Source organism: Nocardioides sp. (genome assembly GCF_047602075.1).
GTDB lineage: Bacteria > Actinomycetota > Actinomycetes > Propionibacteriales > Nocardioidaceae > Nocardioides.
Window position 1 is genome coordinate 1,032,295 of record NZ_JASGIF010000001.1, and the last position, 17,902, is coordinate 1,050,196.

A 17,902-nucleotide genomic window follows, 5' to 3' on the forward strand; every position below is an offset into this window, starting at 1 on the left:
CCAGTGCCTGCCACCGCCGCGAGCACCGGGCTCGCAGATCTGGTGTTCACCAACCCGCACCGTGACCCCGCCTGGAAGCGGGCCGTCGTCATCCCCGCCGTCCAGGGCACCGACCTGCCCTCGATCCCGCGCACGCTGGAGGTCGACATCGTCGGCGCGGGAAGCACGCGAACACTCGGCGACTGGGTGGAGGAGACCTACTCGACCTCGCTCCTCGTGCTCGCGGAGGGCGCGGTCGTGCACGAGTGGTACGCCGACGGGCTGGGCGCCGACACGCTCTTCCTCGGCGCCTCGATGACCAAGTCGGTGCTCGCCCACCTGATCGGCCTCTCCGTGCGCGACGGGTCGCTGGCCCTGACCGACCAGACCACCAGCCACGTCCCCGAACTCGCGGGCTCCGGCTACGACGGCACCACCGTCCTCGACCTCCTCACCATGACGACCGGCGTCGCCTGGGGCGAGGACTACCGCGATCCGCAGGGCCTCGCTCCCCACCTGCTGGCGTGCTTCGCCCGCGGCGGGGACTCCCGTGCCCTGCTGACCCAGGTGCGGCCCGGCGTCGCCCCTGGCACCCGCTTCGCCTACTGCACGGCCGACTCCCAGGTGCTCGACTGGGTGCGCGAGCGCGCGACCGGGCTCCCCTACTCCGACGATGTCGCTCGCCTCTGGCAGGCCCTCGGCTGCGGCCAGGACGCCTACGTAGCCGTCGACGGCTCGGGGGTCGCGCTGGCCGGCGGCGGCCTTGCCGCGACCTCGCGCGACTGGGCCCGGGTGGCCGGCCTGGTGGTCCGCGGCCGCACCTTCGACGGCAGTCAGCTGCTCGACGAGGACTGGGTGGAGGCCGCCGTCCGACCGACGTACCCCTTCGTGGCGGTGGGTCGCCTGCCGAGCAGCATCACCACCCATGCCGGCTTCGGCTTCCACTGGTGGCCGATGGACGACGACGGGCACCGGGTGACTGCCGACGGGAGCCGCGGCCAGTTCGCGGCGACCGACCGGCGCGCCGGCGCCATCGTCGTCAAGACCTCGCAATGGCCCTATGCGGACTTCCTGGTCGATCGCCAGGCGCGTGACCTCAGCTACCTCGGCCTCCATACCTTGCTGGACGCCGTCTCCCCCACCCAACCCTCGACGAAGGAGTCCTCGCTGTGAACCGGAACGTCATGATCACCTGCGCGCTGACGGGTGCTGGCGACACCGTCGGTCGCTCCGAGCACGTGCCGGTGACGCCGGAGCAGATCGCCGAGTCCGGCATCGCGGCTGCGCGTGCCGGCGCGACGATCGTGCACATCCATGTCCGCGAGCCCGAGACGGGCAAGGGCTCCCGCAAGGTGGCGTACTACCGCGAGGTCGTCGAGCGCATCCGTGCTTCCGACGTCGACGTCATCATCAACACCACCGCCGGGATGGGTGGCGACCTGGTGCTCGACCCGCACGACCCCACCACCTTCCTCGAGGGCACCGATCTGGTCAGTGGTGTCGACCGGCTCCCGCATGTCGAGGAGCTGCTTCCCGACATCTGCACGCTGGACTGCGGCAGCCTCAACTTCGGTGAGGGCAGCCTGGTCTATGTGAGCACCCCCGACATGCTCCGGGAGGGCGCGAAGAAGATCCAGGAGCTCGGAGTCCGTTGCGAGATGGAGATCTTCGACACCGGGCACCTGTGGTTCGCCAGGCAGCTGGTCGAGGAGGGCCTGATCGACGCCCCGGCGATGTACCAGCTCTGCATGGGCATCCCCTACGGCGCGCCGCCCGACCCGCTGACGCTGGCCGCGATGGTCGCGCAACTGCCCGAGGGCGCGGTGTGGGCGTCCTTCGCGCTCGGCCCGATGCAGATGCCGTGGGTGGCCCAGTCGATCCTGCTGGGCGGCCACGTCCGCGTCGGGCTCGAGGACAACCTGTATCTGAGCCGCGGGGTGAAGGCAACCAACGCCCAGCTCGTCGAGCGAGCCAGGATCATCGTGGAGAGCATGGGCGCCAAGGTGGCCACCCCGGATGAGGGCCGCGAGATCCTCGCGCTGACGTCGCGATGAGCCGACCATCCCCCGACCAGGTCCGGACGATCACCTGTGTCGGCGCGGGCGTGATCGGTGGCGGCTGGGCCGCCTATTTCCTGGCCCGCGGCTATCGCGTGATGGCCTGGGATCCCGCCGAGGACGCCGAGCCCCGGCTGCGCAGACTCGTCGACCTGGCCTGGCCGGCGCTCACCGAGCTGGGCCTGGCCGACGGGGCTGCCGCCGACAACCTGGTGGTCGAGAACGACCTGGCGACCGCCTGCGCGGGGGCCGACTTCGTCCAGGAGAGCGCGCCCGAGGATCTCGAAGCTCAAGCGCACCCTGCTCGCCGACATCGATGCCGTGACGCCCCCCGATGTGGTGATCTCCTCCTCGACCTCCGGCTACGCGATGACCGAGATGCAGGTGCGGTGCAAGAACCCCGAGCGCACCGTGGTCGGCCACCCCTTCAACCCGCCGTACCTCATCCCGCTCGTCGAGGTCGTCGGCGGCACCGCGACCTCACCCGACGTGGTCGCGTGGGCCTCCGACTTCTTCCGGCACGCCGGCAAATCGGTCATCACCATGGACCACGAGGTTCCCGGGTTCATCGCCAACCGCCTCCAAGAGGCCCTGTGGCGCGAGGCGCTGCACATGGTCGCCACCGGCGAGGCGACCGTCGAGCAGATCGACCTGTCCATCACCGACGGCCCGGGCCTGCGCTGGCCGATCCAAGGACCGATGCTCACCTTCCACCTCGCCGGCGGGCAGGGCGGAATGTCGCACATGCTCGACCACTTCGGCCCGTCACTGCTCTCGCCCTGGACCCGCCTCCAGGCACCCGAGCTCACTAGCGAGCTGCGCGACGCCGTCGTCGAAGGCTGCCAACGTGAGGCCGACGCCCGGACCATCGACGAGCTCGTTGCCGAGCGCGACCGCGGCGTGATCGCGGTGCTGCGAGCCCTGGGCAGGGTGTGACGTTCTCCGGTGAGCTTCTCGGTGTGGCGCGAGCCGGTCCAGGACGCCTGGATCGACTACAACGGTCATCTCTCCGAGGCCTACTACGTGCTGGCGTTCGGACATGCGACCGACGCCGTCATGGAGGCCGTCGGCCTGGACCGGGACTACCGGGCTGTCGAGGACGCCTCCCTCTACACCGTCGAGGCCCACGTCCGTTACCTCGACGAGGTGCCCGCCGACACCGATCTGGAGGTGCGGTCGACCATCATCGGAGTGACGGCGAAGCTGCTCTGGATCTGGCACGAGCTGTGGGCGGAGGGAAGGCTCCGGGCCACCGAGGAGGTGCTGGGCGTCCACGTCCGCGGCGGCTCCTCGTCCCCGTTGCCCGCCGGGGCCGCCGCTCGGGCTCGCGAAGCCTGTGGCACCCCACCGCCGGACGCCGGTCGCCGGATCGGCCCGATCTAGGGCCACGCCAGACGTCCGGCAGTCCGGGTCGGCTACCGTGAACGACGTGGGCGACTTCGACGACCTCCTCAGGGCCAACCAGGACTTCGCAGAGCACTTCGCCTTGGGCGGCTTCGACGGCGTCGCCCATGCAGGCATCGCGTTGGTCACCTGCATGGACTCACGGATCGATCCTCTGGCCATGCTCGGCTTGAAGGCCGGCGACGCGAAGATCTTCCGCAACCCCGGTGGGCGGGTCACTCCGCAGGCCCTGGAGGCACTCGTGCTCGCCGTCCACCTGCTCGGCGTGGACCGAGTGCTGGTCGTCCCCCACACCCGCTGCGCGATGTCGTCCAACACCGAGGCCGAGATCCAGGAGCGGATCTCCGCCTCCGCCGGCCAAGACGCCAGCTGGCACGAGTTCCACGTCATCGACGACCAACTCGCCGCGCTCGCCGAGGATGTGCGCCGCATCCGCAGCCACCCGCTGGTGCCCGACGAGGTCAAGGTCGGCGGCTTCTTGTACGACGTCGACACCGGCCTGCTCACCCAGCACCTCTGAGCCTGGAACCGTGGAGGGCCGACCGCATCCGCGGCGCGCTCAGGCGTCCAGCGCCTCCATGTCGACGTCGTAGGCACCCTGGACCAAGAACTCCTTGCGCGGCGCCACCTCCGCCCCCATCAGCAACTCGAAGACCGTGGCGGCCTCGTCGGCATCGTCGACGGTCAACTTGCGCAGGGTGCGGTGGCGTGGATCCATGGTGGTCTCGGCGAGCTGGTCGGCGTCCATCTCTCCGAGACCCTTGTAGCGCTGGACCGGCTCCTTCCAGCGGACGTTCTTGCGGGACAGCTCGGCGAGCTTGCGCTGCAACTCGTCGTCGGAATAGGTGTAGACGAACCTGTCCATTCCCTTCTTGGGGTTGGACAACTCGATGCGGTGCAGTGGAGGGACTGCGGAGTAGACCCGGCCCTTCTCGATCAGCTCGGGCATGTACTTGAAGAACAACGTCGCCAGCAGGCAGCGGATGTGGGCACCGTCGGAGTCCGCGTCGGCCATGAAGATGATCTTGCCGTAGCGGGTCGCGTCGAGGTCGAACGTGCGCCCGGACCCCGCCCCGACCACTTGGATGATGGAGGCGCACTCGGCGTTCTTGAGCATGTCGCCAACCGAGGCCTTCTGAACGTTGAGGATCTTGCCGCGGATGGGCAGCAGCGCCTGGAACTCGGAGTTCCGCGCCAGCTTGGCCGTGCCCAGCGCCGAGTCGCCCTCGACGATGAACAGCTCGGACCGGTCGGTGTCGCCGGTGCGGCAGTCGGCCAACTTGGCCGGCAGCGCCGAGGACTCCAGGGCGTTCTTGCGGCGCTGGGTCTCCTTGTGCTGGCGCGCGGCGATCCGGGTCTTGGAGGCACCGGCGACCTTCTCCATCAGGCGCCGAGCCTGCGCCTTCTCCTTGGTCTTGGTCGAGGTCAAGAAGCGCTTCAGCTCGCGGGCCACCACACGGCGTACGACGGTGCGCGCGGCGGGGGTGCCGAGGATCTCCTTGGTCTGCCCCTCGAACTGAGGCTCGGCCAGCCGCACGGTCACCACCGCGGTGAGGCCTTCGAGGACGTCGTCCTTGATCACGTCGGTGTCGTTGGCCTTGAGCGCGCGGGTCGCCCGCATCGCCTCGTTGAAGGTCTTGGTGGCCGCCTGCTCGAAGCCGCTGACGTGGGTGCCGCCTTTGGGGGTGGCGATCACGTTGACGTAGGAGCGGACCTCGGTGTCGTAGCCTGTCCCCCACCGGGCCGCGACGTCGACGAAGAGCTCCCGCTCGACCTCCTGGGGGGTCATGTGCCCCTTGTCGTCGAGCAGGGGCACGGTCTCGGTGAAGGTGTCCTGGCCCTGCAGCCGGACCACCTCGGTGACGGGCTCGTCGTGGGCGAGGAACTCGACGAACTCCGCGATTCCGCCGTCGTGGCGGAACTTCTCCTCCACCGGCGTCTCGCCGCGCAGATCTCGGATGACCAACTCCAGACCCGGCACGATGAAGGAGGTCTGCCGGGCACGCTGGGCGAGCTCGTCGAAGACGAAGGTGGCGTCGCGGGTGAAGATCTTGCGGTCCGGCCAGAAGCGCACTCGGGTGCCGGTGCGGGTCTTGGCGACCCGACCGCCCTTCCTGGTCAGCCCTGACTTCGGCTGGAAGGGTGCGTCGGGGCCGTCCCCGTCGAAGATCCCGGGCAGGCCGTGCCGGAAAGAGATCCCCTGCTGGGCGGGGGGCCGGGACACATCGACGTCGAGGCGGGCCGACAGTGCGTTGACCACGGAGGCACCGACACCGTGCAGGCCGCCCGTCGCGACATACGACGAGCCGCCGAACTTCCCGCCCGCGTGCAGCTTGGTATAGACCACTTCGACGCCGGGCAGGCCGGTCTTCGGCTCCTTGTCGACCGGGATGCCCCGACCGTCGTCGTACACCTCCGCGGAGTCGTCGCGGTGCAAGGTGACCTCGATGCGCTGAGCGGCGCCGGCCAGCGCCTCGTCCACGCCGTTGTCGATGATCTCCCACAGGCAGTGCATCAGCCCGCGGGTGTCGGTCGATCCGATATACATCCCCGGGCGTTTGCGGACAGCCTCCAACCCCTCCAGCACGAGGAGGTGGGCGGCGTTGTAGGTGTTGTCGGCGATGATCGGCTCCTGCACTCACCACGGGGCGGCTACCCGGTCGAATCTACCTGCGACACGCCGCGCGCCCGCGTCGCCACGCCTGCAAGCGGCCTGACCAGCCGGGGGTTACGGTGTCACCACGCCACCCGCTCGCGCGAGTGGCGTCTTCACCGGTGGAAATCGTGCACCGGAGGACTGTGTCCGTGGTTTCATGGAGGTGTCCAGCGCAACAGCCGGACGGGAATCTCGGAGCGACCGATAACGTTGAGCCAGGCACCGAGCCAAGAAAGGGGGCGACGTGAACACCGCTGTTATGCCCAACTCAGCAGCACTGAGTGCTGCCGACCGTTGCGACCGCTGCGGGGCGCAGGCCTACCTCCGAGTCCAGTTGCAGAATGGCCTCGAGCTGCACTTCTGCGCACACCACGCCCGTGAGCACGGCGACAAGCTGCGCGAGATCTCGGCCGTCTTCCACGACGAGACCGCCCGACTCGCCGACACACCGCAGACGGCGCCGGACGACGAACACTGACCAAATTCTTCAGCGTCGACGGCCCCGGACCACTCGGTCCGGGGCCGTCGCTTTGTGACCTCGATGACACCCCTATGACATGGTGACGCCGTGACCCTGGCCGACCTTGCCGCCGGCATCGCGATCCTGGTCGGCCTGGCCGGGATCGTGGTCCCCGTCCTGCCCGGCTCGATCTTGATCCTGATCGCCCTGCTGGCGTGGGCCGCGGAGGACGGCACCGCCACTGCTTGGACGGTCGCAGCGGTCGCCACGCTGTTCTTGGTGATCGGCTCGGTCGTGAAGTACCTCCTGCCCGGCCGCCAGCTCAAGCAGACCGTGCCCAACTCCACGCTGCTGATCGGGGCGATCTTCGCAATCGTCGGCTTCTTCGTGGTCCCGGTCGTGGGTGCGCTGGTCGGCTTCCCGGTCGGGGTGTACATCGCCGAGCGGGTCCGCGTCGGCGCGGCTGACGCCTGGCCGTCGACGAAGGCCGCGTTGAAGGCGGTCGGCTGGAGCATCCTGATCGAGTTCGTCGCCGGCGTCCTGGCGGCGACCACGTTCGTCATCGGGGTGGGCTTGACATGAGCGTCTTGTTGTCGCTGCTCGCCGCGGCGTCGTACGGCCTCTCCGACTTCCTCGGTGGGCTCGTCTCCAAACGTGCCGGCGCCTGGCCGGTCGCCTTCGTGGCGCAGGTCGGCACCTGTGTGGTGCTGCTGACGGTCGGACTGCTCACCCCCGGGTCACCGACCCTCGGCGACTTCGGCTGGGCGGTGGCGGCCGGGGTGGCGAACGGCAGCGGCACCGCGTTCTTGTATCGCGGGTTGGCGGCCGGGCGGATGGGCGTGGTCGCGCCCGTGTCGGGAGTCGGGGCCGCCCTGGTGCCGGTGATGATCGCACTGGTCCTCGGTGAGCGGCCGGCTCCGCCGGTGTGGGCCGGCATCATCGCCGCCGGTCCGGGCATCTGGCTGGTCTCTCGCGAGGCTCCTCAGGCCGGCACCGACCGGGAGCCGCGCGGCGGTCTCCTCGACGGTGTGCTGGCCGGGCTCGGCTTCGGCAGCCTGTTCGCCATCCTCGCCCAGATCCCGCCCGAGGCGGGACTGTTCCCGTTGGCGCTGAACCAAGCGGTCGCCGCGATCGCGGTGATCGCGACCGCGGTCGCTGTCGGCGGCGACTGGGTGCCCCGACAGCGCATCGCCCTGGTCGGCGTGGTCAGCGGCTGCCTGGGCGCAGTCGCGACGTTCGCCTTCCTGGTCGCCAGCAACATCGGCTATCTGAGCATCGCCGCCGTGCTCACCGCGCTCTACCCCGCCGGCACCGTCTTGCTGGCCGCCCTGGTGTTGCACGAGCACATCCACCGGGGCCAGGCCGCCGGTCTGGCCCTCTGCGGCCTCGCCGTCACCCTGGTTGCCGCTGGCTGAGTGGGGATCAGTCGAGGTAGTCGCGGAGGACCTGGGACCGGCTCGGGTGGCGCAGCTTCGACATCGTCTTGGACTCGATCTGGCGGATCCGCTCGCGCGTCACGCCGTAGACCTTGCCGATCTCGTCCAGCGTCTTCGGCTGCCCGTCGGTCAGTCCGAAGCGCATCGAGACCACGCCGGCCTCCCGCTCCGAGAGCGTGTCGAGCACGGCGTGCAGTTGCTCCTGCAGCAGGGTGAAGCTGACCGCGTCGGCCGGCACGATCGCCTCGGAGTCCTCGATCAGGTCGCCGAACTCGGAGTCGCCGTCCTCGCCGAGGGGGGTGTGCAGGGAGATCGGCTCACGGCCGTACTTCTGGACCTCGATGACCTTCTCGGGAGTCATGTCGAGCTCCTTGGCGAGCTCCTCCGGGGTGGGCTCGCGACCCAGGTCCTGCAGCATCTGCCGCTGGACGCGGGCCAACTTGTTGATGACCTCGACCATGTGCACCGGGATCCGGATGGTGCGGGCCTGGTCGGCCATCGCGCGGGTGATCGCCTGCCGGATCCACCAGGTGGCATAGGTCGAGAACTTGTAGCCCTTGGTGTAGTCGAACTTCTCGACCGCGCGGATCAGGCCGAGGTTGCCCTCCTGGATCAGGTCCAAGAACAGCATGCCGCGACCGGTGTAGCGCTTGGCGAGGCTGACCACCAGCCGCAGGTTGGCCTCGAGGAGGTGATTCTTGGCGCGGCGACCGTCCTCGGCGATCCACTCGAGCTCTTCGAGCACCTTGTCGCTGATCTTGCCGCCCTTGGCCAGCTTCTCCTCGCTGAACAGGCCAGCCTCGATCCGCTTGGCGAGCTCGACCTCCATCTCGGCGTTGAGCAGCGGCACCTTGCCGATCTGCTTGAGGTAGTCCTTGACCGGGTCCGCCGTCGCGCCGGCGACCATGACCTGCTGCTCGGGCTCGTCGGTGTCGTCGGCGGCGGAGACGACGAACGCCTGCCGCTCGTCCTCGACGATGGTCGGGTCGCTGGCGACGTCCGCCTCGAACTGCTTGTCGTCGATGTCCGGGAGAACCTTCTTGCCGTCAGGACCGACGGCAGCGGCCGGGGCGGCCACCTCGAGGTTGCTCAGCTCGACCGGTGCCTTGCCGGAGCCGGCCTTCTTGGCGGGCGCCTTCTTCGCCGCCGCCTTGGCGGGAGCCGCCTTCCTCGCCGGCGTCTTCTTGGCTGGCGCAGCGGTTGCCTTGGCGGGAGCCGCCTTCTTCGCCGGGGCCTTCTTGGCCGGTGCCTTGGCGGTGGTCTTGCTGGGGCTCGGGGACACGAACACCTCTCCGAAACGGCGTGGGGGCGCGGCAAAGCCCGGTGATGTCAAGAGCCGCGGTCACATTCTGCCACGGGGTCGGTGAACCTCCCGCATCACCACCCGTGCCAGTCTGGAAGGGCCGGACGGGAGCGTCCCGTCCCCGTGAAGGACTGGCTCAGCCGGCAGCCTTCGCCGCCGCCTTCTTCTGCTTCTTGTAGTCACGGACCTTCTGCAGCGAGGCCTCGTCGACGACGTCCGCCACCGACCGATAGCCCTCCAAGGCGTAGTCCCCCGCGGCCTTCTCCCAGCCGTCAGGTCGCACGCCCACCTGCTTGGCCAGCAGCGCGACGAAGATCTGCGCCTTCTGCTTGCCGAAGCCGGGCAGCTCTTGGACCCGCTTCAACAGCTCGGCGCCGGTCGTCGCCTCGGTCCAGAGCCGCGTCACATCGCCGTCGTACTTCGACTCGACCAGCCCGGCGAGCTCCTGCAGCCTGGCCGCCATCGAGCCCGGGAACCGATGGATCGCCGGTGGCTGACTGCAGAGCGTCTTGAACTCCTCGGGGTCCGCCGCCGCGATCGCCGCCGGGTCGAGGGTGCCGAAACGGCCGAGCACCTTCCAGCCGCCCCGGAAGGCATGCTCCATGCCGTACTGCTGGTCGAGCATCATGCCGACCACCACCGCGAAGGGGTAGTGGTCGAGGACGTCATCGGCTTCCGGCAATCCGGTCATCTGGAACGACATGGCCCCATTGTTCCCCACGCGACGCCGGTGCGCTTAGCGGGCAAGGGCGGCCAGCAGGAGGTCGGGGTCGAGCGCGTGGGCGGTGATGCCGTCGCGACCGGTCATGGTGGTGGCGCACAGCATCGCGTCGAGGATCGCCTCCTCGGTGGCGTCGATGACCGCGTCGCAGAGCAGATCCTGGGCTGACTGCGGCACGGCGCGCAGGGTCAGCTCGTCATAGGGCTGGTCGACCACCCCCGCCGCAGGTGGCAGGTCGTTGCCGGTGGAGAACGCCAGCAGCAGGTCACCGCTGAGCGTCTCGCCAGTGCCGCCGGTGCGGCCGATGCCGAGGGTGGCTCGTTGCGCCAGTCGGTCGCACTGGTGCGGGAGCAGCGGCGCATCGGTGCCGACGATCACGATGATCGATCCGCTGCCGGCTGCTCGGGCGGCCTCGTCGTGTGCGGACGGGATGACGTCGGAGCCGATCCGTTCGCCGACCGGGGCACCGTTGACACGGAGCCGAGCCCGGCGGCCGTGGTTGGCCTGGACCAAGACACCCACGGTGTAACTGCGGTCCCCCAGCGCTACCTGGCGAGACGAGCTCCCGATCCCACCCTTGAACTCGTGACAGATCATGCCGGTGCCGCCACCGACACCACCTTGCGCGACCGGTCCCGCCGCGAGTGCCGCGAAGGCCGCCGCCACGTGTGCCGGCTCGACGTGGAAGCCGTTGATGTCATTGAGTAGGCCGTCGTAGGTCTCACCGACCACCGGCAGACACCAGTAGGCGCCGTCCCCACGCTCGTGGTGGATCTGGGCGGCGATGGCGTCACGCACCGTGCCGACCGAGTGACTGTTCGTCAACCCGATGGGCGTGGTGAGCTGCCCCGACTCGCGGATCCAGTGTGTTCCGGTCAGCTCGCCGTTGCCGTTGAGCCGGTGGAAGCCGGCCACGATGGGGGTCTCCCAGATCCGGGGTCGGGGCTCGACGATGGTGACGCCGGTGCGCACCGGTCCCGTGCCCGGGACCAACCGGCCGTCGCCCTGGATCAGGGTGCAGTGTCCGACCCGCACTCCGGACACGTCGGTGATCGCGTTGTTCGGCCCGACGGGCAGGCCACCGATGACGATGCCGAGGTCACGCGCCCGACGCCCGGCCGGACTCACCTCGGTGGGGCTCACTCGGTGTCCGAGGCCTTCACCGCGAGCACCGGACAGTGCGCATCGAGCAGGATGCGCTGGGCATTGCTGCCCAAGATGAGCTTGCCCACCGGCGACCGGCGGCGCAGCCCGATCACGATGAGCTCGGCGCCGTTCGCCTCGGCGATGCTGATCAGGTCTTCCGCGGGCTCGAAGCCGCGCACCATCTCACGGATCTCGTATGCCAGGCCGGCGTCGTCGAGCATCTTGCCGATCCGGTCCATGGCCACCTCGACCTTGCGGGCCTCGCTGCCGTCGAACTCGTCGCCACCGCGGTGGGAGTTGACCACGACCAACTTGCTGCCGCGCAGCTTCGCCTCGTCGATCGCGCGCACCAAGGCCGCTTCGCCCTCCGGCTTCAAGACGTATCCCACCACGACGGTGCCCATCCACCACTCCTTCGTCACGTGCGGCCCGTCAGTCGAGCCCACGGTTGCACGGTATCGAACGCGGAGTCGGCGCGCAGCCTGTGGAGGGGGGCCACCGTCCTCGGCCGTCGTGCGGCAGGCTGGTTCGGTGTCGACCGGAGTGTCCGCCGGACTCACCGAGCCGCTCCCCCGCTGGCTTCGCCGCGGCCTGCGTGCCTCGGTGTTCGAGCTGCGCGACCTGGGTCGCAGCAAGGCGTTCCCGGCGCTGCTCAGCCTGGGTGTCCCGGGCGGTCCGAGACTGGTCTGGTCGATCCCGACCGCGCCCACGGACACCGCGCTGCGGGCCGAGCTGGTGGCCGCACTGCTGCTGCGTGCCCGGGCGGTGACCGGCACGCCGGTGTGTTGGCTGACCCGCTCGGGTCACCCCAGCTGGCACGAGCTCGACGCGCTGTGGCTGCCCGCCGCCCGAATGGCGTACGACGAGGCGGGCGTGCCGCTGATCTGGGTGAGCGTCACCCGGTGTGCCTGGTGGGACCCGCGCAGCGATCTCGACAGGCACTGGAAGCGACCCCGCGTGCGCTGACCGGCCGGCGGACTCGGTCTGCGTGCTCGGTCAGGACCAGGTGTGCACCGGCTGGTTGGTGTGCATGTTCTCCCAATACTCCGCCAGCACGGCGCGCAGGGCGTCATAGCGGCTCATGTCGCTGCGGGCGGCCATCTTGTCCACGAACCACGACGCGCCGTTGACGCCGGTCAGGCAGCGTTGCTCGATGATCCCCAGCAGCCGATCCCGCTCAGCCGAGTCGACACCCCACGAGTCGAGCCCCTGATGGGCCAGCGGCAGGAGGCGTCGCAAGACGAGCTCGGTGGCACGCACCTGGCCGATGCCCGGCCAGTAGAGCTGCGCCTCGATGCCGAGCTGAGCGGCAACGTGGAAGTTCTCCTCTGCGGCGCTGAAGGACATCTGGGTCCACAGCGGGCGATCGTCCTCCGCGAGGGAGCGCACGAGTCCGAAGTAGAACGCGGCATTGGCGATCAGGTCGCAGACCGTCGGGCCGGCGCCGAGGATGCGATTCTCGACGCGCAGGTGCGGCACCCCGCCCTGGACGTCGTAGACGGGACGGTTCCAGCGGTAGATGGTGCCGTTGTGGAGCCGGAGCTCGTGCAGCGCAGGGATCCCGCCAGCCTCGAGCACGGCGACGGGATCCTCCGGGTCGGTGATCGGCAGCAGGGCCGGGAAGTAGCGGACATTCTCCTCGAACAGGTCGAAGACCGACGTGATCCACCGCTCGCCGAACCACACCCGCGGCCGGACCCCCTGAGCCTTGAGCTCTTCGCTGCGAGTGTCGGTGGCCTGCTCGAAGAGCGGGATGCGGGTCTCCTGCCACAGCTGCTTGCCGAGGAGGTACGGCGAGTTCGCCGCGAGCGCGAGCTGCACGCCGGCGATGACCTGGGAGGCGTTCCAATAGTCCGCGAAGTCCTCCGGGGCGGTCTGCACGTGGAACTGGGTGCTGGTGCAGGCGGCCTCGGGCAGGATCGAGTCGGTGGTGGTGCGCAATCGCTCCGCCGGGCCGGCGATGTCGATGGTGATGTCCTCGCCGCGCGCCTGGAGGATCTGTTCGCTGAGCAGGGCGTAACGCGGATTGGCGCTGATCGAGCTCGGTGCCATGTGCCCCTCGGCGAGTGTCGGCAGGATTCCGATCATCACCAGGTGGGCGCCGATCGAAGACGACTTGTGCTCGGCATCGTTGAGGCTGCGGCGCAGGCTCTGCTCGAAGGTGGTCAGCCCGCCCTCGCGCAGCTTCGCGGGCTGCACGTTCATCTCGATGTTGAACTGTCCGAGCTCGGTCTGGAAGTCCGGGTCGGCGATCGCCTCCAGCGCCTCGGCGTTCTTCAGCGCCGGGTCGCCCTCCCAGTCGACCAGGTTGAGCTCCACCTCAAGACCGGTCATCGGGTCGTCGGTGTCGAACCTCGACTCCCGCAGCATCCGCTCGAAGACATCGAGACAGCGGCGCACCTTCTCCCGGTGCCTGGTGCGATCTGCCCGCGAGAACTCCTGGGCGGGGACGTCTTCTCCCATGGCCTGACCCTAGCGGCACCAGCTTGATCCAGGGGCGGTTGATCACTCCGGGTCGACTGCCGAGCCGCTGGCCCAGGTCGACGGTGGCACGGCGCGCATCAGTGCCTCGGTCAGGGCGCCGGCGAGCGCGTCTCGGGGCGCCTCGTCGAAGCACCGGTCGACGGCACACCAGGCCAACGCGCCGTGCCCGGCCAACCAGGCGGCGAAGCCCAGCAGCACCGCCGGCGCGGCGACGTAGCCCGGTGGCGCGGCCCGCACCACCTCGGTCCAGAAGCGCACCTGGTCATCGGCGAGCGAGTGGTCGAGGGCGAACCAGGCATGGTCACGCAGCTGGACGTCTCGTAGGTCCGTCAGCAGCCGGGCAAGGTCGTCCGGCGACAGGTCGGTGCCGGCCGTCCCTTGCTCGACGGTGGCGCTCAGCCAAGCAACCTCCTCGATGTGCTGCTCGTCGGACGCACCCTGATCGGAGCCGTCGCCCGACTCGGGGATCGCCTGCAACGCGCTGACAACCGCTTCGATCGCTTCGGGATCTGGTGCGATCGACTGACCGAGAGCCTCGCGGGACGGGAGCGTCACCTGGCCGCGGAGGACGGCATCGGCGAGGAACGGGTGGTGCGAGATGTCGTAGGGCGTGCCGCGCCGCGGGCGGGTGCCGACCAGGGCCGGAAACCAGCGGCCGTTGGTCACCCGCAGCGCATCGCGAACCTGGACACCCTCTCGGCGCAATGCCTGCTGGACAGTGTCGAACGCTCGGCGCGCCGCGGGACCGGACTCGGTGTAGAGCACGAGGACCACCTCGGGGACACCGTGGCGGCGGACCGGATCGAGCAGTGCGTCGACGACCTCGGCCAGATCTCGCGGGGTGCGCGGTAGGTCGATGCGCGCGTGGAAGCACCGCGGCAGGCCGAAGGTGAGCATCACGATCGACTCCTCGGGGTGGAAGCCGAGCACGACCGGGACGATGGCCAGCAGGTCCTCGGGGCACCGTGCGATCAGGTTGGGTCGGGAGGGGGTGGATCCGGAAGGCGAGCGCTGGGCTGTCATGGAGGCAGCCTGACCGCGGCGAGCACGCCCTGCTGACCGTCCGCACTCCCGCTGTGAATGGTGCCGTTGTCCACACCTCGAACGCAGCCAGGTGGGCCGTTCGGGCACGTTGTCGGCGCCGACGGGTAGGTTGCCGCCATGTCGTGCGGGCACCCGCTGGGGAGGACAGCGCGATGAGGCGCACCACCGCCTCGGTGCTGCACCTCGACCTCGACGCCTTCTTCGCCGCGGTGGAGCAGCGCGACAAGCCATCCCTGCGGGGCAAGCCGGTTGTGGTCGGTGGGGTCGGCGGTCGGGGAGTTGTCGCGACGGCCTCCTACGAGGCGCGGCGCTATGGCATCCGGTCGGCGATGTCCACCCGGGAGGCCAGGGCCAGATGTCCCCATGCCGCCTTCCTGAGCGGCCGTTTCCCTGCCTATCGCGAGGCCAGTGAGGCGGTGATGGGTGCGCTGCGCGAGGTGTCTCCCCTGGTCGAGCCGCTCTCCCTCGACGAAGCGTTCGTCGACCTGGCCAGTGCGGACCTGCCAGACCTCGAGGTGCCCACCGTGACCATGCTGGCCGAGGAGCTGCGCGAGCGGGTCCACGAGGTGACCCACGGGCTCACCGCCTCGGTGGGAGTGGCGAGCTCGAAGTTCGTGGCGAAGGTGGCCAGCGATCTGGACAAGCCGGACGGTCTGGTCGTCGTACCCCCTGGCACGGAGCAGGCCCTGCTCCACCCGATGCACGTCTCGGTGATCCCGGGCGTGGGTCCCGCCACGGCCGAGCGGCTACGGCGAGCAGGGATCCACACGGTCGCCGACCTGGAGTCGGTGAGCGCCGACGAACTGATCCGACTGGTCGGTCGCGCCCACGGACTCGGCCTGCATGCGCTCGCTCGCGCCGATGACGACCGCCCGGTGGTGGCCGAGCGCGAGACCAAGTCGGTCAGCGTCGAGGGCACCTACGACACCGACCTCACCGATCGCCGCCTGATGGAGGGCCTGCTCACCCGGCAGGCCCGTGAGGTCGCCGAGCGGCTCCGCAGGCACGGCCTGTCGGGCAGGACGGTCACCATCAAGGTCCGCCTGCACGACTTCACCACCCTCAACCGATCGACCACCCTCGGCTCCCCGACGGATCGCGCGGCGACCATTGCCCGGCTCGCCTGCGGACTGCTGACCGACCTCGACACCACCGGCGGCGTGCGGCTGCTCGGCGTCGGTGTCTCCGGGCTCGCCGACTGGATCCAGGAAGACCTGTTCGGGGAGACCGGCGAGGACGACGAGCTGCCCGAGGAGACGCCCACCATCCCGACCGCGCGCGAGCGCACCTGGGCGCCCGGCATGGATGTGACGCATCGAGAGCTCGGGCCCGGGTGGGTCTGGGGATCCGGTCGCGGTGTGGTGACGGTCAGGTTCGAGACCCGGGAGTCACCGGTGGGACCGGTGCGATCGTTCTCGGTGACCGACCCCGACCTCAGCCCTGAGAAGTCGTGAAGCGCACTTCGTCACCAGGGCGCAGTTGCGCGCAGTGGGCCAGGTCCTCCTCGACCACGACGCCGATGACCGGATAGCCGCCCGTCGTGGGGTGGTCGCGCAACAGCACGACGGGCTGTCCGTCCGGCGGCACCTGGATCGCTCCGGCCACCATCCCCTCACTGGCCAACTCGTCGGTGCGCCGCCGGGTCAGCCCCCGGCCCCGTAGTCGCAGGCCGATCCGGTTCGCCGCCGGCCCGACGACGTACGCCGTTCGGGTCAGTGCACGCACCCCCTCGTCAGTGAACCAGTCCGCTCTCGGTCCCAGGGTCAGTCGGATCGTCGTGCGCAGACGGCTGGCCGCCGGGGCGTCCACGGGTCGAGGCCTCCCAGCGGGTCCGACCGGCAGAACGGTGCCGGCGACGACCCGTGGTGGTCCGAGCCAGGCCAGCGTGTCGGTGGACCGCGAGCCGAGCACCGGAGCGACGGCGATGCCGCCGGCCACCGCGACGTAGGTGCGCACGCCCTCGCTGGCCGGACCGATCTCCACAGTCGCTCCCGCTGGCACGGTCACCGGCTCCCCATGCGGTCGAGCTCGGCCGCTCGCCTGGATCGAGGCGTGGGCGCCGGTGACGGAGAAGGTGAGGGCGCGGTCGGTGGTGAAGGCGACGCCGAGCAGGGTGGTCTCGATCACCGCCTCGTCGTCGGTGTTGCCGACCAGGCGGTTGGCCAGCGCGGCCGCCGGGCGGTCCAGGGCGCCTGCTGCCGGCACCCCGAGGTGGGCATAGCCGTGCCGACCCCGGTCCTGGAGGGTGACCAAGCCGTCGGCGCGGGTGACGGTCAGGCTCACCGGACCTGCTCTCCGCTCGTCTCCACCACGGTCAGCCTGACCCGGGTGCCGGGAGCCAACAGTGCGGGAGCGGGCAGGTCTGGGTCGAACAGGGTCATCGGAGTGTGGCCGAGCAGCCGCCAGCCTCCCGGGGAGGCCGACGGGTAGACGCCGGTCCAGTGGTCGGCCACCGCGACGGACCCGGCCGGCACCCTGGTGCGCGGCGTCTCGAGCCGGGGCAGCGCCAGCTCGACCGGCAGCCCGGTCAGGTAGGCGAAGCCGGGCGCGAAGCCGCAGAATGCGACCACGAAGGCGAGGCCCGCATGGGTGGCGATCGCCTCGGCTCTGGTCATCCCCCAGCGTCGGGCCGCGAAGTCCAGGTCGGCGCCGTCGTACGCCACCGGCACGGTGACTTCGTGCTCGGTCGAGTCGAGCGGGTCGCCGGGCCAGTCCGCGAGTGTTGCCGCGAGCCCGGCTGGGTCGGCCACTCCGGCGAACAGCACCGTGCGCGCTGCCGGCACCACTTCGGTCGCCGAGACGCCGGCACTCCTGGCCCAGCGCGCCAGGGACAGTGATCGGCCCACGTCACCGGTCTCCGCCAAGACGGCGTGCTCCCCCACCGGATGGGTCACCAGCACTCCCGCCACGATCCCAGTATCTCGATCGACCAGTATCCCGATCGATCGGTATCTCGATCGATCGGTGGATCCGCGGCCGGGCCAGAGACAAGGCCAGAAATAGAGTGAGGGGCTCCAGATGGTATGAGCATCAGGAGCCCCTCGGGTGATCGGCTCTGTGACGTCCGATCGATCGCTCCGGCCTTCCAATCCCGCGGCCCCGTCACTGGGCCGACGCGGTGGGCGAACCCTCCGTGCGGATCTTCTCTCCGGTCCGATCACCAACTCCGCAAGCGGTGTTGGTAGGAGAAGTTCTACGCCTCGCCGGAGGTC

General features: G+C 69.9%; 19 protein-coding genes and 1 pseudogene. 11 read left to right on the forward strand and 9 right to left on the reverse strand.

Annotated features, from left to right (window positions below; genetic code table 11):
* Nucleotides 1–3 precede the first annotated feature (3 nt).
* The 6 genes and pseudogenes from QM714_RS05315 (at nucleotide 4) to QM714_RS05340 (ending at nucleotide 3,960) form a co-directional block, all read left to right on the forward strand.
* Complete coding sequence (locus QM714_RS05315) at nucleotides 4–1,152, forward strand: serine hydrolase domain-containing protein (protein ID WP_415098292.1); 1,149 nt, start codon at nucleotides 4–6, stop codon at nucleotides 1,150–1,152.
* Nucleotides 1,149–2,033, forward strand: a complete 885-nt coding sequence (locus tag QM714_RS05320) for a 3-keto-5-aminohexanoate cleavage protein (RefSeq protein ID WP_415098294.1) — start codon at nucleotides 1,149–1,151, stop codon at nucleotides 2,031–2,033. The genes QM714_RS05315 and QM714_RS05320 overlap by 4 nt, the downstream gene beginning before the upstream one ends.
* Nucleotides 2,030–2,260: pseudogene (locus tag QM714_RS05325) on the forward strand (3-hydroxyacyl-CoA dehydrogenase NAD-binding domain-containing protein); the annotation flags it as partial. The gene QM714_RS05320 and the pseudogene QM714_RS05325, both read left to right, overlap by 4 nt.
* Nucleotides 2,261–2,357: 97 nt before the next feature.
* Entirely contained in the window at nucleotides 2,358–2,972 is a 615-nt protein-coding gene (locus QM714_RS05330) for a 3-hydroxyacyl-CoA dehydrogenase NAD-binding domain-containing protein (RefSeq protein WP_415098296.1), read from the forward strand.
* A gap of 9 nt (nucleotides 2,973–2,981) precedes the next feature.
* Entirely contained in the window at nucleotides 2,982–3,419 is a 438-nt protein-coding gene (locus QM714_RS05335) for a thioesterase family protein (RefSeq protein WP_415098298.1), read from the forward strand.
* A gap of 46 nt (nucleotides 3,420–3,465) precedes the next feature.
* Nucleotides 3,466–3,960 (forward strand): beta-class carbonic anhydrase, encoded by a 495-nt coding sequence (locus QM714_RS05340; RefSeq protein ID WP_415098300.1) that lies wholly within the window; start codon nucleotides 3,466–3,468, stop codon nucleotides 3,958–3,960.
* 39 nt (nucleotides 3,961–3,999) lie between these two features.
* Here the strand turns inward: QM714_RS05340 and QM714_RS05345 are convergent, their stop codons facing one another.
* Entirely contained in the window at nucleotides 4,000–6,078 is a 2,079-nt protein-coding gene (locus QM714_RS05345) for a DNA gyrase/topoisomerase IV subunit B (protein ID WP_415098302.1), read from the reverse strand.
* Between the two features lie 277 nt (nucleotides 6,079–6,355).
* Between QM714_RS05345 and QM714_RS05350 the strand changes: the two genes are divergently transcribed.
* From QM714_RS05350 to QM714_RS05360, 3 genes are all read left to right on the forward strand, one after another.
* Complete coding sequence (locus tag QM714_RS05350; protein WP_415100989.1) at nucleotides 6,356–6,574, forward strand: hypothetical protein; 219 nt, start codon at nucleotides 6,356–6,358, stop codon at nucleotides 6,572–6,574.
* Nucleotides 6,575–6,664: 90 nt separating this feature from the next.
* Complete coding sequence (locus QM714_RS05355; RefSeq protein ID WP_415098304.1) at nucleotides 6,665–7,138, forward strand: DUF456 domain-containing protein; 474 nt, start codon at nucleotides 6,665–6,667, stop codon at nucleotides 7,136–7,138.
* Nucleotides 7,135–7,971: an EamA family transporter gene (locus QM714_RS05360; protein ID WP_415098306.1), complete on the forward strand. Its 837-nt coding sequence runs from the start codon at nucleotides 7,135–7,137 to the stop codon at nucleotides 7,969–7,971. Before QM714_RS05355 ends, QM714_RS05360 begins: the two co-directional genes overlap by 4 nt.
* Nucleotides 7,972–7,978: 7 nt before the next feature.
* On the opposite strand, the gene QM714_RS05365 is transcribed toward QM714_RS05360, so the two are convergent.
* From QM714_RS05365 to QM714_RS05380, 4 genes are all read right to left on the reverse strand, one after another.
* Nucleotides 7,979–9,274: an RNA polymerase sigma factor gene (locus tag QM714_RS05365; protein ID WP_415098308.1), complete on the reverse strand. Its 1,296-nt coding sequence runs from the start codon at nucleotides 9,272–9,274 to the stop codon at nucleotides 7,979–7,981.
* A 157-nt stretch (nucleotides 9,275–9,431) separates the two neighbouring features.
* Nucleotides 9,432–9,998 (reverse strand): HhH-GPD-type base excision DNA repair protein, encoded by a 567-nt coding sequence (locus QM714_RS05370; RefSeq protein ID WP_415098310.1) that lies wholly within the window; start codon nucleotides 9,996–9,998, stop codon nucleotides 9,432–9,434.
* A gap of 33 nt (nucleotides 9,999–10,031) precedes the next feature.
* A complete protein-coding gene (locus tag QM714_RS05375) occupies nucleotides 10,032–11,159 on the reverse strand; it encodes a P1 family peptidase (protein WP_415098312.1) in 1,128 nt (375 codons plus the stop codon).
* Nucleotides 11,156–11,566 (reverse strand): universal stress protein, encoded by a 411-nt coding sequence (locus QM714_RS05380; RefSeq protein WP_415100991.1) that lies wholly within the window; start codon nucleotides 11,564–11,566, stop codon nucleotides 11,156–11,158. Before QM714_RS05380 ends, QM714_RS05375 begins: the two co-directional genes overlap by 4 nt.
* 127 nt (nucleotides 11,567–11,693) lie before the next feature.
* On the opposite strand from QM714_RS05380, the gene QM714_RS05385 reads away from it, so the two are divergent.
* Nucleotides 11,694–12,128: a hypothetical protein gene (locus QM714_RS05385; RefSeq protein WP_415098314.1), complete on the forward strand. Its 435-nt coding sequence runs from the start codon at nucleotides 11,694–11,696 to the stop codon at nucleotides 12,126–12,128.
* A gap of 30 nt (nucleotides 12,129–12,158) precedes the next feature.
* On the opposite strand, the gene QM714_RS05390 is transcribed toward QM714_RS05385, so the two are convergent.
* Together QM714_RS05390 and QM714_RS05395 are read right to left on the reverse strand one after the other, a co-directional pair.
* Nucleotides 12,159–13,625 (reverse strand): glutamate--cysteine ligase, encoded by a 1,467-nt coding sequence (locus QM714_RS05390; protein ID WP_415098316.1) that lies wholly within the window; start codon nucleotides 13,623–13,625, stop codon nucleotides 12,159–12,161.
* A 42-nt stretch (nucleotides 13,626–13,667) separates the two neighbouring features.
* Complete coding sequence (locus tag QM714_RS05395) at nucleotides 13,668–14,669, reverse strand: DUF4192 domain-containing protein (protein WP_415098318.1); 1,002 nt, start codon at nucleotides 14,667–14,669, stop codon at nucleotides 13,668–13,670.
* Nucleotides 14,670–14,842: 173 nt separating this feature from the next.
* On the opposite strand from QM714_RS05395, the gene QM714_RS05400 reads away from it, so the two are divergent.
* Entirely contained in the window at nucleotides 14,843–16,144 is a 1,302-nt protein-coding gene (locus QM714_RS05400) for a DNA polymerase IV (RefSeq protein WP_415098320.1), read from the forward strand.
* Here QM714_RS05400 and QM714_RS05405 read toward each other — a convergent pair.
* On the reverse strand, nucleotides 16,125–16,973 hold the full coding sequence (locus tag QM714_RS05405) for a biotin-dependent carboxyltransferase family protein (protein ID WP_415098322.1): 849 nt from the start codon (nucleotides 16,971–16,973) through the stop codon (nucleotides 16,125–16,127). The two genes, QM714_RS05400 and QM714_RS05405, sit on opposite strands and share 20 nt — an antisense overlap.
* Entirely contained in the window at nucleotides 16,970–17,599 is a 630-nt protein-coding gene (locus QM714_RS05410) for a 5-oxoprolinase subunit B family protein (protein ID WP_415098324.1), read from the reverse strand. Before QM714_RS05410 ends, QM714_RS05405 begins: the two co-directional genes overlap by 4 nt.
* Between the last annotated feature and the right edge of the window lie 303 nt (nucleotides 17,600–17,902).